The sequence below is a fragment of the Neobacillus sp. B4I6 genome (assembly GCF_050434045.1).
In the GTDB taxonomy this organism is placed as follows: domain Bacteria; phylum Bacillota; class Bacilli; order Bacillales; family Cytobacillaceae; genus Neobacillus.
The window spans coordinates 3,384,017-3,400,513 of record NZ_JBNPWB010000002.1 but is presented as its reverse complement, the minus strand read 5'-3'; the positions used below and the strand labels follow the sequence as shown (position 1 = coordinate 3,400,513).

Annotated in this window: 21 protein-coding genes; 15 read left to right on the top strand and 6 right to left on the bottom strand. The window is 36.3% G+C overall.

Going from position 1 to position 16,497, the window contains the following annotated elements; genetic code table 11:
• Positions 1-64 precede the first annotated feature (64 nt).
• Positions 65-184: a DUF6254 family protein gene (locus tag QF028_RS18890; protein ID WP_251032950.1), complete on the top strand. Its 120-nt coding sequence runs from the start codon at positions 65-67 to the stop codon at positions 182-184.
• A 55-nt stretch (positions 185-239) separates the two neighbouring features.
• Here the strand turns inward: QF028_RS18890 and QF028_RS18885 are convergent, their stop codons facing one another.
• A complete protein-coding gene (locus QF028_RS18885) occupies positions 240-428 on the bottom strand; it encodes a YkvS family protein (protein ID WP_066252404.1) in 189 nt (62 codons plus the stop codon).
• A 248-nt stretch (positions 429-676) separates the two neighbouring features.
• Here QF028_RS18885 and QF028_RS18880 point away from each other — a divergent pair, with 248 nt between their 5' ends.
• The 9 genes from QF028_RS18880 (at position 677) to QF028_RS18840 (ending at position 7,113) form a co-directional block, all read left to right on the top strand.
• The gene (locus QF028_RS18880; protein ID WP_214714687.1) at positions 677-871 is read left to right on the top strand and encodes a hypothetical protein; all 195 of its coding nucleotides are present in this window, start codon (positions 677-679) and stop codon (positions 869-871) included.
• Positions 872-1,254: 383 nt separating this feature from the next.
• Positions 1,255-1,521 (top strand): phosphocarrier protein HPr, encoded by a 267-nt coding sequence (locus QF028_RS18875; RefSeq protein WP_429467704.1) that lies wholly within the window; start codon positions 1,255-1,257, stop codon positions 1,519-1,521.
• Entirely contained in the window at positions 1,521-3,233 is a 1,713-nt protein-coding gene (gene ptsP, locus QF028_RS18870; protein ID WP_429467702.1) for a phosphoenolpyruvate--protein phosphotransferase, read from the top strand. Before QF028_RS18875 ends, ptsP begins: the two co-directional genes overlap by 1 nt.
• 229 nt (positions 3,234-3,462) lie before the next feature.
• Positions 3,463-3,609: a hypothetical protein gene (locus tag QF028_RS18865; protein WP_215001663.1), complete on the top strand. Its 147-nt coding sequence runs from the start codon at positions 3,463-3,465 to the stop codon at positions 3,607-3,609.
• 106 nt (positions 3,610-3,715) lie between these two features.
• Complete coding sequence (locus QF028_RS18860) at positions 3,716-4,351, top strand: FMN-dependent NADH-azoreductase (RefSeq protein WP_410881865.1); 636 nt, start codon at positions 3,716-3,718, stop codon at positions 4,349-4,351.
• A 120-nt stretch (positions 4,352-4,471) separates the two neighbouring features.
• Positions 4,472-5,257 carry an SDR family oxidoreductase gene (locus QF028_RS18855; RefSeq protein ID WP_429467699.1) on the top strand — a complete coding sequence of 262 codons (786 nt, stop codon included), beginning with the start codon at positions 4,472-4,474 and terminating at the stop codon, positions 5,255-5,257.
• Between the two features lie 81 nt (positions 5,258-5,338).
• The gene (locus QF028_RS18850) at positions 5,339-5,812 is read left to right on the top strand and encodes a hypothetical protein (protein WP_429467696.1); all 474 of its coding nucleotides are present in this window, start codon (positions 5,339-5,341) and stop codon (positions 5,810-5,812) included.
• Positions 5,813-5,987: 175 nt separating this feature from the next.
• Positions 5,988-6,866 carry an NAD(P)-dependent oxidoreductase gene (locus QF028_RS18845; RefSeq protein WP_215001670.1) on the top strand — a complete coding sequence of 293 codons (879 nt, stop codon included), beginning with the start codon at positions 5,988-5,990 and terminating at the stop codon, positions 6,864-6,866.
• 67 nt (positions 6,867-6,933) lie between these two features.
• A complete protein-coding gene (locus QF028_RS18840) occupies positions 6,934-7,113 on the top strand; it encodes a hypothetical protein (protein ID WP_168242639.1) in 180 nt (59 codons plus the stop codon).
• A 46-nt stretch (positions 7,114-7,159) separates the two neighbouring features.
• On the opposite strand, the gene QF028_RS18835 is transcribed toward QF028_RS18840, so the two are convergent.
• The 5 genes from QF028_RS18835 to QF028_RS18815 all read right to left on the bottom strand — a co-directional run bounded on the left by QF028_RS18835 (position 7,160) and on the right by QF028_RS18815 (position 11,447).
• Positions 7,160-8,314: an aminotransferase A gene (locus QF028_RS18835; protein ID WP_429467693.1), complete on the bottom strand. Its 1,155-nt coding sequence runs from the start codon at positions 8,312-8,314 to the stop codon at positions 7,160-7,162.
• Positions 8,315-8,471: 157 nt separating this feature from the next.
• Positions 8,472-8,672, bottom strand: a complete 201-nt coding sequence (locus tag QF028_RS18830) for a hypothetical protein (protein ID WP_410881858.1) — start codon at positions 8,670-8,672, stop codon at positions 8,472-8,474.
• A 192-nt stretch (positions 8,673-8,864) separates the two neighbouring features.
• A complete protein-coding gene (locus QF028_RS18825) occupies positions 8,865-9,341 on the bottom strand; it encodes a YkyB family protein (RefSeq protein WP_214714673.1) in 477 nt (158 codons plus the stop codon).
• Positions 9,342-9,564: 223 nt separating this feature from the next.
• On the bottom strand, positions 9,565-10,437 hold the full coding sequence (locus tag QF028_RS18820; RefSeq protein ID WP_429467689.1) for a metallophosphoesterase: 873 nt from the start codon (positions 10,435-10,437) through the stop codon (positions 9,565-9,567).
• A gap of 164 nt (positions 10,438-10,601) precedes the next feature.
• Positions 10,602-11,447 carry a C39 family peptidase gene (locus QF028_RS18815; protein ID WP_429467686.1) on the bottom strand — a complete coding sequence of 282 codons (846 nt, stop codon included), beginning with the start codon at positions 11,445-11,447 and terminating at the stop codon, positions 10,602-10,604.
• Positions 11,448-11,586: 139 nt separating this feature from the next.
• Here QF028_RS18815 and QF028_RS18810 point away from each other — a divergent pair, with 139 nt between their 5' ends.
• The 5 genes from QF028_RS18810 to QF028_RS18790 all read left to right on the top strand — a co-directional run bounded on the left by QF028_RS18810 (position 11,587) and on the right by QF028_RS18790 (position 16,459).
• Positions 11,587-12,798 (top strand): EAL-associated domain-containing protein, encoded by a 1,212-nt coding sequence (locus QF028_RS18810; RefSeq protein WP_429467684.1) that lies wholly within the window; start codon positions 11,587-11,589, stop codon positions 12,796-12,798.
• A 229-nt stretch (positions 12,799-13,027) separates the two neighbouring features.
• The gene (locus QF028_RS18805; protein WP_066252435.1) at positions 13,028-13,264 is read left to right on the top strand and encodes a YkuJ family protein; all 237 of its coding nucleotides are present in this window, start codon (positions 13,028-13,030) and stop codon (positions 13,262-13,264) included.
• Positions 13,265-13,528: 264 nt separating this feature from the next.
• Positions 13,529-13,972: a cyclic-di-AMP-binding protein CbpB gene (cbpB, locus tag QF028_RS18800; RefSeq protein WP_088086226.1), complete on the top strand. Its 444-nt coding sequence runs from the start codon at positions 13,529-13,531 to the stop codon at positions 13,970-13,972.
• A gap of 55 nt (positions 13,973-14,027) precedes the next feature.
• Positions 14,028-15,539, top strand: a complete 1,512-nt coding sequence (locus QF028_RS18795; protein WP_429467680.1) for an MDR family MFS transporter — start codon at positions 14,028-14,030, stop codon at positions 15,537-15,539.
• Between the two features lie 32 nt (positions 15,540-15,571).
• Positions 15,572-16,459 carry a LysR family transcriptional regulator gene (locus QF028_RS18790; protein WP_168242646.1) on the top strand — a complete coding sequence of 296 codons (888 nt, stop codon included), beginning with the start codon at positions 15,572-15,574 and terminating at the stop codon, positions 16,457-16,459.
• Positions 16,460-16,497: the final 38 nt, after the last annotated feature.

The window sequence follows — 16,497 nt, the reverse complement described above, 5'->3', positions numbered from 1 at the left end:
TTCCCATTTATATTGTTTAGAACACCAAGAAAAGAAAAAAATAATAAGGAAGGGAGTGAAAGGGATGAGCAAATCAAGGAGTGAACAAGAACGAGAATGGACAGTTAGGAAACAAGATCAAAATCCTCATGGGAAAGTCAAAAGTTTAAAGCAGTTATCAAAGGAAGCAGGAAAAGGCGAATAGCGGTTTAAAAAAAAAGGCAGCCATGGTTAGACTGCCTTTTCTATAATTCTATTAATTAATAAGCGCTTTCTTTTACAACCTTATAGTTTTTGTGATTAACAACTGTTCGTTGATCCAATTCTAAATCACGATAATTGTCCATAAATGTTAGGTCGACTATGACAGAATTTTCATTTACCTTTTCAACGATCCCCTTTAGACCACCGCGGAATTCTATGATATTTCCTACTTCTGCTTTTCTCATTTTAGTCTCTCTCCTTTACCCCAAAAAACTATAATAAAATCCAGTTAAATAACAGTTTGCACTACTTTATTCATTTCGTAAAGGCTTTTATTTGACAATTATGTTAATTCTTTATAAACATTTTAATAATATGCGAAAAAAGGCCATAAAAGAATCGGAAACGCTTTCAAAAGTTATCGTAAGTTTCGAAAATTGGCTTAATAAAAGTCATTTACGTTAATATAAACAGGTAAAGGTGGTGCAACAGAATGAAGGAAGAAATGATCACTGAAATCTTGGATCGACTAATGACTGGTGAACTTTCAGAGTATTTTGTAACAAATGATGATTTTATGGAATTTCGTCAGGTACTTGTAAAAAGAAAAGATTTTAAGCATTTCCGCGGAATTGGTCAGAGGGGAGGCGATGTTTTGTATCAATATCTAAAAGAACCAAGAAGCTAATCGCTATTATTACCAGGAACTCTCCATTAGAAATGTTGAAATAATCAAAAGCTGTCGAAGGTGACAGATTTTATTGTTTTTTCATGGGGGAATGTGATAGTTTATGAATGTTTTTGACAGAATTGTGACAAATGATATAAAATTGATTTTACAGTTGTTTGATAAAGTGGAAAGTGCTATTCTATCAATTGAATAAACAAAAAACATTATCATGTGAGTGTAAATTCATTACATATTTGTTTTCCTTTTGGAAAAAATAAGTAAAAAAGATTTGAATTTAACTCTTTAGCCAATTAATGATTTAGTTGACTAAATGATGAGAAATGTTTATTTTTAATGAAGCAAGTTTATATTTTTATATATATTAAAGGAGTTTGATGATCATGTCAGAAATGCAATTTAAGGTAATCGCAGAAACAGGGATACATGCAAGACCAGCAACTTTATTAGTACAAACGGCTAGCCGATTTGATTCTGAGATTCATTTAGAATATAAAGGTAAAAAAGTTAATTTAAAATCAATTATGGGTGTTATGTCTCTAGGTGTTGGCCAAGGTGCAGATATTACGATTTCTGCAGAAGGAAACGATGCAAACGATGCTTTAAATAGCCTTGAAGAAACATTGAAAAAAGAAGGATTGGCTGAATAATGACTTTTTTACATGGGATTGCAGCATCAAACGGTATCGCAATTGCGAAGGCATACCGTCTTGTTGAACCAGATTTATCTTTTGAACAAAAAACAATTGACGATGCTGCTGCAGAGGTTGACCGTTTTCGACAGGCAATGGAAAAATCTAAAGCAGAACTCGAAGCAATTCGTGACCGTGCCAAAGTTGACTTGGGTGCGGATAAAGCAGCAATTTTTGAAGCACATTTACTTGTCCTAAGTGATCCTGAATTAAATACACCTATTGAAGAAAAAATTCAGTCTGATAAAGTGAATGCTGAATCTGCTTTAAAGGAAACGGCAGATATGTTCATTATGATGTTTGAACAAATGGATAATGAATATATGAAAGAACGTGCAGCAGATATTCGTGATGTAACGAAACGTGTATTAGCCCATTTATTAAGTGTTCAACTGGTTAATCCAAGCATGATTGCTGAGGAAGTTATCATTGTCGCAGAGGACTTAACACCTTCGGATACAGCACAATTAAACAGACAATATGTCTTAGGATTTACAACAAATATTGGTGGACGTACCTCACATTCAGCAATTATGGCTCGCTCTATGGAAATTCCAGCAGTAGTTGGAACAAAAACGGCTACTGAGGAAATCAATAATGGGGATCTAGTTATTGTTGACGGTTTAAAAGGTGAAGTACATATAAATCCTACTCCAGAACTTGTTGAACAATACCGTAAAGTTCATGATGAGTATGAAGTACAAAAAGCTGAATGGGCCAAGCTTGTTAACGAACCAACGGTAACGAATGATGATCATCATGTAGAATTGGTCGCCAATATAGGTACTCCCAAGGATTTAAAGGGAGTAATTGAAAATGGCGGGGAAGGTGTAGGTCTTTACAGGACCGAGTTCCTATATATGGGAAGAGACCAGCTTCCAACAGAGGAAGAACAGTTTGAGTCCTATAAAGCCGTTTTAGAAGGATTAAAAGGAAAACCTGTTGTAGTTCGTACCTTGGATATTGGCGGGGATAAAGAACTGCCATATTTGGATTTACCAAAGGAAATGAATCCATTCTTAGGTTTCCGGGCCATTCGATTATGTTTAGAAGAGCAGGATATATTCCGCACCCAGCTTAGAGCCTTGTTACGGGCAAGTAATTATGGGAATTTAAAAATCATGTTCCCGATGATTGCAACTCTGGATGAATTCCGTGCGGCAAAAACGATTCTTGAAGAAGAAAAGCAAAGGCTTCTTGCTGAAGGTCAAAAGGTTTCCGATGAAATTGAACTTGGAATAATGGTCGAAATTCCTTCAACTGCTATCTTAGCTGATCAATTTGCAAAAGAAGTAGACTTCTTTAGTATTGGAACAAATGATTTGATTCAATATACGATGGCTGCAGACCGCATGAACCAACGTGTTTCATACCTATATCAGCCCTATAGCCCATCCATTTTACGATTAGTAAAAATGGTTATTGATGCAGCACATGCAGAAGGAAAATGGACAGGTATGTGTGGGGAAATGGCAGGAGATGAAACGGCTATTCCGGTTCTTTTAGGTCTTGGGCTTGATGAATTTTCTATGAGTGCAACTTCAATTTTAAAAGCTCGCTCACAAATCAGGAATTTGAAAAAATCTGATATGGAGAAGCTTGCTCAACAAGTTTTAAATATGCAAACAACCGCTCAGGTTATTGAAGCAGTAAATGGCGCCACAAAGTAAACACAATACTCAAAAAAGACCGGCTGATTATTAGCCGGTCTTTTTCTGTCGTTCATTTATTTTTTGATTTTTCACAGTATTGTCTTTTTAATTATGGATTTTTGAGTATAATAATAAGTAATACATAGTACCTATTTTTTTGCCAGTACTTTAGGATGGTAGATGGACAGGAATAGGCAAGTGTTTTATTGGAAATGGTATATTTGAAATGGTGGAGGTGAATGGAAGTATGGAACAAAAACCTGTACATTTTGATGGAAGTTCACTACTAGGTCAAGCAACCAATGAGGCATTGGTTAATGAACCATTCCAGTTGACTGATGAAATGAGAATTAACATTGGTCACAATCCTTACTCTCTTGATACAAATGAATAAATGATGCATGAAAAGGATTTGTCTTCGGGCAAATCCTTTTTGATTATTTTCTCTTATATTAACTAATAATATTATTGTCTTTATTCAAAAGAAAGGTGGAGCTTAAATGGTACGTGTTTTGTATATCACGGCACATCCTCACAATGAAACACAGTCCTATAGTATGGCGGTAGGTAAGGAATTTATTGATAGCTATAAACAAATCAATTCCAGCGATGAGGTAATTCATCTTGATTTGTATAAAGAACATATACCTCACATTGATGCAGATGTGTTTAGCGGCTGGGGAAAACTTCGTTCTGGTCAAAGCTTTGATGAATTAACAGCGGAAGAAAAGCAAAAGGTTGGCCGGCTTAACGAGTTAAGTGAGCAGTTTGTTAGTGCGGATAAATATGTGTTTGTCACGCCTTTATGGAATTTCTCATTTCCGCCAATTATGAAGGCATATCTTGATTCTGTAGCAGTTGCGGGAAAGACATTTAAATATACGGAACAGGGCCCAATAGGTCTTTTGACGGATAAAAAGGCATTGCATATTCAAGCTCGGGGTGGATTTTACTCAGAGGGGCCTGCAGCACAGATGGAAATGGGACACCGATATATCAGTGTGATGATGAGTTTCTTTGGAGTTCCATCCCTAGAGGGGTTGTTTGTGGAAGGACATAATGCAATGCCTGACAAGGCTGAAGAAATAAAAGAAAATGCGATTGCACGTGCAAGGGATTTTGCACATACATTCTAAAAACTTAGTATAGGTACAGAGGCAGATTAAATCTGTCTCTTTTTGTGTGAATTTTTCCAAGTATTCCCTCAATTTATCCTGTATACTAAGAATATATTTATGAAGGAGGAATTGTAAACAATGGAGTTGAATTTAACTGGTAAAACAGCTTTGGTGGTTGCTTCCAGCCAGGGCTTAGGGTTTGCAATAGCTGAACGATTAGTAAGAGAGGGAGCAAATGTTATGATTTCTGGCCGGGAAGAGGAAAAGCTGAAACAAAAAGCAAGTCAGCTTGAATCTCTTGGTATGGGAAAAGTAGCCTACCAAAAAACTGATATAACTAATGTAAATGACATTAATCAGCTGGTAAAAGTAACAGCAGAATCGTTTCAACGAATTGATATACTAGTTAATAATGCTGGAGGGCCTCCTGCAGGGGCGTTTGAGGAGTTAACAGATGAGGAATGGCAGAAGTCATTTGAATTGAATTTATTATCATATGTTCGAATGATCCGAGCTTCTTTGCCCTATTTAAAAGAGCAGGGCGGGAAAATTTTGAACATCGCCTCTACTTCGATTAAAGAACCAATTCCAGGCTTAATACTCTCGAATACCTTTCGGACGGGAATAGTTGGACTAGCAAAAACTCTTGCTTTAGAACTGGCTCAATATAATATTCTTATTAATACCATTGCTCCTGGCCGGATTGCAACTGACCGCGTCAATCATTTAGATCAAGTAAATGCAGATAAACTTGGAGTCGATCGGGAAGCTATCGCATTGCAAGTAAAGGAAGGAATTCCATTAAAGAGATACGGAACACCAGAGGAATTTGCAAATGTTGCAGCTTTCCTATTATCTGATGCTAATTCCTATATGACAGGCAGTTCATTTTTAGTAGATGGAGGGATGATCAAAGCGATATAATAACTTTCCTATATTAACCTTTCTTTACGTTTATTACCGATGTATTTTGGCTATGGTAAAAATATTAAGGGAGTGTTATAGATGCTGAAAAATATTCGATTCATTACTGTATTGATCCTAATAGTATGCAGTTCTTCTCTGCTAAGCGGCTGTAATTTGCTTTTTTCCAATGAATTAATTGTAAACCGCTATGCCGACGCCTTGTTAACAAAAAATAATGAACTTCAATTCCGTTTTCGAATTAACAATGAAATATTAGCAGGGCAACAATTATATAAGGTGAAAGTTACTATTCACGATGACAAATTAGCTGCTGCAATCGGTAAACGAGAAATAGTATACGGAGAAGATCAAGTGTTGAACGGTGAATATTTAGAAGTAAAAGGAAAAGGTGAGAAATATATTTTTATGGATCCGTTGCCCCTAAGAGAAGATTTACATATTCTTGACCTTAAAAATATGATTGAAAAGGATAATGCTGTTTCGATTGAAGTATTTAATAATCAAGAAGTATTCGGTCGTGCCTATTTAACAAATTTTTCTTCAGAGTTATAAAAAGTGATTATGTTCTCGTTTGAAAGGACAAAATATATTTGTGCATAACTTTGGAGATGGAGCACGAAGACCGGAGCGACTGGGACGTTCCGGTTTTTTTATGCATAATTTTTTATCAAACAAAATTTTAATGCTAAAATATATAAGGAAAATTCCAAAGAGAGGGAAGATTATTTTGCTTACTCCAGAAAATACGGTAATTGGATTTATTGGCACAGGTGTAATGGGAAAAAGTATGGCAGGACATTTATTAAAGGCGGGCTACTCTGCAGTTGTTTATTCAAGGACAAAGGAAAAAGCACAAGACCTATTGGATAAAGGCGCAGACTGGGCCGCAACGCCGAAAGAGGTAGCTGAAAAAGCATCTATAACTTTCACTATGGTCGGCTATCCAACCGATGTGGAGGAAATATATTTCGGCGAAAATGGCTTAATTCAAAATGGAACATCTGGAAGCTATCTTATCGATATGACAACCTCTTCTCCGTCACTTGCCATTAAAATTTATGAACAGGCTAAAAGGAAAGGAATTCAGGCGATTGATGCACCTGTTTCTGGTGGAGATGTAGGTGCAAAGGAAGCTAAGCTCTCCATCATGGCTGGCGGTGAAAGTGAAGCGTTTGAAGAGGTTCGTCCTATATTGGAGTTGCTTGGAACTAACGTGGTCTACCAAGGCAAACCAGGTGCTGGCCAGCATACAAAAATGTGCAATCAAATTGCAATTGCTTCAAACATGATGGGTGTTTGTGAAGCAATTATATATGCTGAAAAAGCTGGGCTAGATCCAGAAAATGTCCTGAAAAGTATTACAACTGGAGCTGCTGGAAGCTGGTCTCTTAGCAATCTTGCACCAAGAATGTTAGCCGGAAATTTTGAACCTGGTTTTTACATAAAGCATTTTATAAAGGATATGAAAATAGCGATAAATGAAGCTGAACGAATGGGAATGGAAGTACCAGGTCTCTCATTAGCTAAATCTTTATACGACCAATTAGCCGAAATGGGAGAAGAAAATAGCGGCACACATGCGCTTTATAAATATTGGAAGAACTAATAGTTGAATAAATTCCTCCTATCTTCTTGAAACTATAAGAGAAACCTTGAATTAGGAGGAATTGTTAATGGCTAAAAGGACAAAAAAGAACGACGCGAAACAAAAAAACAAAAAGGGGTTTGATTCTGCAGTAGCGAACGAAGAATTCGCCAATGAATTCGGATCAGCTGCAGCAAATCAAGCACATAAAGAAAAGGCTAAAAAAGAAAAGGCTCCTAAAAACAATGGGAAATATAAAGGCCAATAATTTTTAAAATTAATACCCTCACATTAAATGTGAGGGTAAAATTCGTTTATTTCCAATTTCGCAAATATTGTTCCAGCCGATTTAGGCCAAGTTCTAATAATTCCATAGAACAAGCAAACGATAACCGGAAATAGCCTTCTCCATATTCAGAAAAAGCACTGCCTGGTACGACGGCCACTTTTGTTTCTTGAACAAGCTTAAGGGCAAAATCAAAGCTGCTTAATGCGATGGTATCAGGAATTTTCACAAAGAAATAAAACGCTCCATCCGGTTTGACGGCATCAAGTCCCATAGCAGATAATCGCTTGAAAACATAATCCCTTCTTTTTAAATATTCCTTTTTCATCACAAGCGCATCATCAATACCTGTTGTAACGGCCGCCAAAGCTGCCTTCTGCGCAATCGAAGTGGCACAAGATATATTATATTGATGGACTTTTAAAATATGTTTGGTGATACCTTCAGGTGCAAATAAAAAGCCAATTCTCCATCCTGTCATTGAGTGGGACTTGGATAACCCATTTATTACGATGGTTTGTTCTTTTAGAAAGGAAGCAATCGATTGATGTGGCTGATCATAAGTAAGTTCGCTGTATATTTCATCAGCAAGGATAAAGATATCTTTATTCTTAATATATTCTGCTATTTCTCTTAGCTCTGACTCTGAGAGACTGACTCCAGTCGGGTTCGAAGGGTATGGGAGTACAATGCAGCGAGTTTTCTCGGTAATAAATGGTTTGATCATTTCTAATGTAAAGCGAAACTGGTTTCGCCGAATATCGACATGCACTGGAGTTGCCCCCATCATTCGAATAATTGGTTCATAGCCTGGATAAATTGGACCAGGTAATATGACCTCGGAACCTTCTATTAAAATAGACCGAAAAGCAATATCAATTGCCTCGCTTGCCCCTGCAGTAACAATCACTTCTGATTCAGGCTTATAATGCAAGCCATATTTTTTTTCTACAAAATTGCACGCCGCTTCCCTTAATTCAATCGTCCCTGCATTATGGGTATAGGAAGTAAAGTTTTGTTCAATTGCTGCAATAGCTGCATTTTTTACATGTTCTGGGGTCGGGAAATCAGGTTGTCCAATTGTAAATGAAATCAGGTCATCAACATGCGCAACCATATTAAAAAACTTTCTAATTCCCGAGATTTCTATATCTTTTACTCGTTGATTAATTAAATGCTCCAATATTGTCCATCCTTCCGACTGGGTTTAATCTGTTATGAATATAATGATTATAGACTATTTTTAGCTAAAGTTACCACTATGTAGAAATAAAAAACGATCTGAGTTTTTCTCAAATCGTTTTTTGGGGAAGGGAAGTTTTAATTCAAATTAAAGTGTTTTAATAACCATAGTCCCAGTCAACTTCGTCCTCGTGCCAAAAAACTGGTGACACAAAACCAAAATTAACTATTTTATTTTCGAGCTTGCAATTACATTTCTCGCAGCCACATTGCTCTTTAATTTCTTCATAAATAGAATGATCAACATCTTCAATAAATGTAACATTTTGTTCCTGAAAAAGAATCGCTGTTCCTTTCATTTCTCAAGCACCTCTTTTGAAATTATATTCAACTTAAGACTATTTGACTTATAACTGAATTGTAAATCCACATTTATTAACAGTCTATATAATAGTGATATTGTTCACAAAATCATCACGAAGCATTAGCAAAAGTAATCCAGATTTATAAATCAAAAAAAGCCAAGCTTGAGCTGGCTTTTTGAGTTCTTTTTAGGAGTATCTTTCTCCTAATTTTTTAAAAATAGGCTTTTGGTAAGTTTTGCTCTTTTTATGATTGCTTGGGGGTTGATCTAGTTCTGAGATTCCAGTATATAGTTGAAGTAATGCTTTTGCTGAATTAAGTGAGAGTGTTGCTTTTGGATTTCGTACCCGTTCATCTAATTTCCCAAAATGAGGTAGTTCGAGAAAATCTGATTTAGTTGGAGGAATATGAAATGTGTATCTTCCACATTCAACAAGCACATCTGACTGCTGCTGACTATTACGTGGATTTCCAGAAAAATGAAGACCAACTTTTTTTGCCTTGCCTTCTTCAATCAATTTTTTTAATGTTTCTTGTTTCAATCTGTACAATAATTTGGGATTTGTAGCCGTTTTTGCATGGCGATTCACAATAAAGATAGCTTGAGCGAGGTTTTCGATGGTTAGATTTAGATTTATTAGGGGGCCTTTCTGATCATAATTCAAAATATGTTCTCCCTTCAGTTATATAAAACATCTATATTATACCCCTTTTTTTAAGAAATAGGAATAAAACAGTGCGTCTTTTTGGCTATTATGATAAGAAAATTATAAAAATTCTTCTAATCTTACGAATAAAAGAGAATTTAGGATGTTAACCTAATCCTACACTATAAAAAGAATAAAAAGAAACTTTATAATCATTATGTTCGAAAGGTTTTTTCGTTTTCTACTTTTCTGATTTTAGAGTAAAGACAGTTAATTCAGGTTTTGACATAAAGCGAAAAGGGAGACGTGTTGTTCCAATTCCTCTATTTACATATAGTGAGAGGGGATTATGCTCGCCGATTGAATAAAGACCCTCTGGATATATTTTTCCAAAGGGAGGAGTCACAAGAGCCCCCAAAAATGGGATTTTAATCTGTCCTCCATGGCTATGACCACTTAGCTGCCATTGGACTGGATACAATGAAGCTGTTTCTGCAAGATCGGGTGCATGGGATAATAATATTTTAAACGAATTTTTAGGCACATTTTTTAAAGTCAAAGATATATTAGGATTCCCTAGCATCGCATCATCAATCCCAAGCAGATAGATTATGCTTCCATCACTTAATTTAATTGGTGCTGAATCATTCAAAAGTACGGAAAAATCAGTCGTTTCCATAATATTCCGGTAAATATCAGAGCCATAGCCGCCATGATCATGATTACCAAAAATGCAGTATTTTCCAAGCGGAGCCTGTAATTTCTTCAAAATAGGCATCAGTTTATTAATTTCTGTATATTGGTTTGGCTCGTCCATTAAATCTCCAGTAAATAAAATAATGTCTGGCTTAAGACTATTAATTTTATTGACTAATTGATTAAATTGATGAAGATTATATTGAAAACCAAGGTGGGTATCACTAAATTGAATCATTTTTATTCCATCAAAGCTGTTAGGGATTAGTGGATGTTTGATTTGAAGTTCTTGAATATCGAGTAATGAGGGTTCAATTCGATTGGCATAAAGATAGCCTCCCGAACTTAATCCGAGAACGGTAAGAAATGACCCCAGTGTTCGTTTTAGAAAGGTTCTCCTCGTCTGATTTTTAGCCATTTTTTCAACCAACCTATCTTTTATTCACCTTCTATAAAAAGAAGGGTCCCTTTGTATTTTCTTTAAAAACTTTCGATAATGCAAGTGAAAAGGTCCTTGGTATGTTCTTATTCAAAAAAAATTAAAAGATGCATAAAAAGCAGCCAACAATGTGGCTGCTTTTCCTACTTATAGCTTACGGCACGGCTTTTTAATGCTTTCCAAGATGAAATAAATTGTTGTTTACCTACTCTTACTTGTTTTTTTCCAGAAAGTGGATCGTTTAAATAGACATATTTCGTGTCATAACCAACTAAAACGACAGCATGTAAATCAAGTGGTGTTTTAATGTATTGTTTCCCGTGATACCAGCCCTCCCAACGGTCTGGAAGACGGTAATCCCCGGTTGTCCATACAACCACTGGATACCCTGCAGAAACATGCTCTAAGACCCTGTCAAATGGCATATTTGTTAAATTAATGGCTCTTCCAGGGAGCTTTTGGTTGATTAGGGCAATTATCGGTTGGTCAAATACTGCATACCCTGCTCTTCTGCCTGTCATATCCCCAACAAAACCATCTGCTGGGTTTCCCCAACGTACTATATCTCCCTTTGGAGATCTAATAAGCGGGTCTACATCCTTCCGGATAGACCGGTATAGATCCATTTTACTTGTTTTAACGCCTGCAAAATTTAGCACCATTGCTAGGCTTGTGACTTCACAGCCGTATCTAAGTTCAGGGTTTTGCTTAATTAATACCACATTTAGCATAGCAGAATTCTTTTTGGGAGTAGTGCTAACTGAATCACTCTTATTGGCCTCATTTTTTCCATAAATCACTTGTTGATTAAGTTCTTTTATTGTATATCGGTTATTTTCAAAATCGACAGATGATCTGGATTGAGTATTCTCTTTCGCGGATATCGTGGAAAGAGGCTGTTTACTTTCTGTCCTGGAATGTGTATCAGCATTAAAGTGGCTGCATCCCAGCATGGGAAGGATCGAGGCTAATAAGCAAAGTTTTTTCAAAACTTATCCTCCTTATAGAACAGCGTAGGTATAGGATATGATTGTTTATAAGCGACTATAATGGTATCCTTTTGGAAAAGAACGAGAATCCGTCGTTTTGCGTATGGTATAATGAGAAAAAAATTTTGGAGGTACTTGGATGGATGCATTGGAAATACTATCGGATCTTGAAAATGTATTTCCCTATTTTCAACCGATTATTAGTGCCGATGAACAACGCGTAATTGCCTATGAGGTTTTGGGGAGATATGAATCAGAAGGGAAAATCATCAGTTTAGGGACCTTTTTTCAGGATGATCAAATTCCTGATGAATATAAGTTTGAAGTGGACTTGTTATTAGTCAAGATGGCACTTGAAAAAGCGTTAAAGCTTGATGAGGATGTAAGTATCTTTCTGAATCGGAATGCTGATTTATTAATGTATGGACATGGTGAACCTTTTTTACAAGAGCTCCTCGCGTTTGAAAAAAAGGGCTTGATGTTAAATCGAATTGTTCTGGAAATTTCAGATCGAAATTATACTGGGGATTTAGACCAATTTGATCACTTATTGCAATATTATCGAACATATGGGATTAAAATAGCGATAGCAAGAATTGACAGTGAAAGTAACTATTTTGAACGAATAGGACAACTTGAACCAGATATACTGAAAATTAACCTACAAGCCTTAAAATCGACGTCAACTGGTATAAATTATCACGATGTTTTGTTTACATTGTCTCTTTTGGCGCGGAAAATAGGTGCCACACTCTTGTTTGAAAATATTGAGATGAGCTACCAACTGCAGTTTGCATGGAAAAATGGCGGTCGTTATTATCAAGGTTATTATTTACACCCGCCAGCAGCAGAGTTCATTCAACGTGATTTCCTAAAGGATCGCTTAAAAGAGAAGTTTCATGATTTTATCTCATATGAAAAAAAGAAATTAGAAGCAGTTTATACCACTGCAGAATTTTTTCAAGCCAAAGTCCAAGAAATTGTGATTAAGAACAGAAATGCAACATATCAAAACCTTTTCCAAGTACTAATAAAAGAATTGGATCAGATTGCCTTTAGAATGTATGTTTGTGATGAAGATGGCTTCCAGAAATCTGCCAATATCTTTAAAGAAAAAGAGGGCTGGATCACTCAATCCGAGTACATTCAAAAAAATTGGAGCTGGCGTCCTTACTTTTTAGAAAATATTATCAAAATGAGAAATGAACGAAAAGGAATCTTATCTGATTTATATTGTGATATTGATACTGGGGAAACAATTCGTACTTTTTCATTCCCAATGAATGGGGAAGATTATTTGTTTATCGATATATCCTATCAATATTTATTCCAACATGACCAATTACTTTAAAATGCACTGAATTTGCTATCTTTTAGCTTCTTTTTAGGGAAGTGTATTAAAAAATTCCTTATTTTTTTATTTTTACTTGGACAAATGGACAACGTTATTTTATTCTTTTAATATTGGCATATTAATTATGCGGTTGGAAAATTATGAAAGTAATCCAATCGGATAGAAAAATGCCAAATGAGAAACATAATTGTAGATGTTTGTTTGGGTTTGAAAGGAGACGGAGCATATGTCACAGCTTCAAGGTATATTAACAAGATTAAAAAATCTTCAGGAACAAGCTAATAGTGGTGAGCCAGCACAACGCTATTTCGAGGTAAACGGTGATAGAAAGTGTCAAGTAACATTTCATCCGAAAACGGAGACATTTGAATTAGAAGTATATAATGAGAAGGAAAAACCAAAAAGATATCAATTTGATAATGTTGATATGATTACAATTGAAATTTTTGATTTGATTCAATAAGGAACCTTTAGGGTTCCTTTATTTTTCGGCTAATAAGAAAGTATAAACTTTCGAATCGAAAGTTCATACTTTCTTATTTCGCATAAGTGCAACTACGCCTCTGTCTTCGCCTAACGGCTCGCCAGTGGCGAGTTTTCTTTATGTCAACGACTGCGGAGGTTGTATTTAGGTTTCTAATTATACATTACCAAAATTAGCACAGACTCCCGAATACTATGGTAGAATGTAACTGTAGAAAAACAAATTTTTGAGGAGTTTTCGGCGATGATCAGTCTTCCCAACGGTGAATTTTTAAAATTAACAATAAAAGAATTAATGATCCCTTCCGAACGGGTAGCGCATGTTCAAATAGGTAATAATCTAGAACATGCCTTATTAGTTTTAACAAAAAGCGGGTATACGGCTATACCGGTCTTAGACCCTCATTACAAGCTTCATGGGTTAATTAGCACCCCGATTATTATGGATTCTATCCTTGGACTAGAAAGAATTGAATTTGAACAACTTGAGAAAAAACGAGTGGAAGAGGTCATGAAAGGCTCTATTCCACGAGTTAAAATTACTGCATCCTTAAAAAAATGTCTTGAATTACTTGTTAACCAACCATTTCTTTGTGTTGAGACTGAAGATGGATACTTTGAAGGAATTTTGCCAAGAAGTACGTTATTAAATCAATTAAATAAAATAATAAAAAAAAATGAAAAATGATGTATTTAGGCCCCCAAGCAGGGGGCTTGATTTTTTTTAAGTTTGAGGTGTGAATATGAGTACTTCTACTGAGAAGATATCTAAAGGAAAGTCCAACAGCAGGCAAACGAAAAAGCCACTAGTTCTAGCCGCCGTAATGTTAGCGATGTTTATGGGGGCGATTGAAGCAACGATTGTTTCAACCGCAATGCCCGCAATTGTCGCTGATTTAGGCGGGTTTACACTATATAGTTGGGTATTTTCTGCGTACTTGTTAATGAATTCTGTAACCGTTCTTATTTATGGTAAATTATCCGACTTATTTGGTCGAAAACCAATTCTTACGATTGGAATATTAATTTTTTTATTAGGATCCATTCTTTGTGGATTCGCCACATCAATGAAAATGTTGATTATTTTTCGTTTGATTCAAGGGTTTGGAGCAGGTGCTGTCACATCGATTGCGACAACAATAATTGGCGATATCTATACTGCAGAAGAACGGGCTAAAATTCAGGGATACCTAGCTAGTGTATGGGGTGTTTCGGCGATTACTGGACCTGCTGTTGGAGGCTTACTTGTCCAATATGTAAGTTGGCATTATGTATTCTGGATAAACATTCCGCTTGGGATTCTATCCTTAGTAGGCCTATGGCTGTTCTTACATGAAAATGTCCAAAGGAAAAAACATGCAATAGATTATCTTGGTGCTATTTTGTTAACGATGACAATTTCTTCGTTAATGTTTATCCTTGTAGAAGGTGGGAGCCGCTTTGCATGGGGATCTTGGCAGTCGCTAAGCTTTTTTGCTTTCAGCGCTGTAACATTACTTGGGTTTGTATTTCAGGAAGCCCGTGCTAGAGAGCCAGTAATGCCATTTTCAATTTGGAAGGAACGCTCTATTCTTATAGCCAACACTACATCGCTTTCTACGGGAATCATGTTAATTGGAATTTCGAGCTTTTTACCTACATTTGTGCAAGGTGTTATGGAACAAACACCCATTGTTGCGGGTTTTACGTTGACAGCTATGTCAATCGGGTGGCCAATTGCATCCACACTTGCGGGACGGTTGTTGATAACGATGGGTTATCGAAAAACATCTATTATCGGTGGTGTCTCGTTAATCATTGGCAGCATTGGCTTCTTGACGATGTCAGCCTCCTCAGGGCCTTTATGGGCAGCAGTGGGTTCTTTTTTCGTTGGATTAGGGATGGGCTTAACATCCACTGCCTTTATTGTCTCGATTCAAAGTACAGTTGGTTGGGAACAGAGGGGCATCGCAACTGCATCTAATATGTTTATGAGAAATCTTGGAAATACAATTGGTGCAGCATTACTGGGGGGAATCCTTAATAACAGGTTGAGTCAATATTTAACCGAGAATGATCATTCCTTATCAGTAGATGATGTCAATCTACTCTTAAAATCTGCTGAGCGAGAAAATCTCTCTGAATCAGTCCGGACTTTCTTGCAGAATGGGTTAACCATTTCTCTTCACTCTGTTTATTATGTTGTCTTCGCCTTGGCAATCATAAGTTTACTGTTAATATTTTTTATACCGAAAAAGAACGATAGCTCTGTGTAACTTCACAGAGCTTTTTAAGGAGGGGAACAATCTTGTCCTCATTATCAGAATTTCAATTATTATCCGTTTTAGCCCAGGAGATGAATATGCGGAAGGCATCGGAACGGCTGTTTGTTTCACAGCCAGCCCTTTCGCAACGATTGCAAACAATCGAAAAAGATTGGGGAACGAAATTATTTATTCGCTCGCAAAAAGGACTAGCTCTAACCCCCTCAGGTGAGCATGTCATCCAATTTGCAAATGAAGTACTAACTAAGCAAGAAAAGGTGCGTGAAACCATTCACTCCCTTCAATCAGGTGTGTCAGGTACTTTGAAGATAGCTGTTGCTTCGATTGTAGGCCAAAATTGGCTTCCGCAGGTTTTAAAGAAATTTATTGATAGATATCCTCAAGCCAAAATTTCATTAGTAACTGGATGGAGCAGCGAAATTTTAAAATGCTTATATGACGATCAAGTTCATATTGGGATTATCCGTGGTACACCCGATTGGAAAGGAATTAAGGTTCATCTATTTAACGATCCTCTTTATTTAGTTGACAGGGAAATTACCAGTCCGGAACAAGTTTTAAATACGGACCGCCCCTTCATTCAATTTAAAAGTGATTCTAATTATTTCCAGGAAATTCAAGATTGGTGGATGCGCAATTTTAAGACTTCACCCAAGAGGACCGTTGTGGTTGATCAAATTGAGACATGCAAGCAGATGGCTTTCAATGGCATTGGCTACGCTATCCTGCCCGCCATAACATTAACTAAAGCAGAAAAGGAAATTTTCAAAATACCGCTTTTAAATGAGAATAATGAACCTCTAAATCGTGATACATGGCTACTGGGCTATGAATCGGCCTTTCAATTAAAGCAAGTTTCAGCCTTTGTAGAATTAATTAAGGAACATATCGCTGAATCTTCAGGAGATTAGGGTAGTTTTTCTTGTTTTCGTTTCTTTTGTTTGTTAAA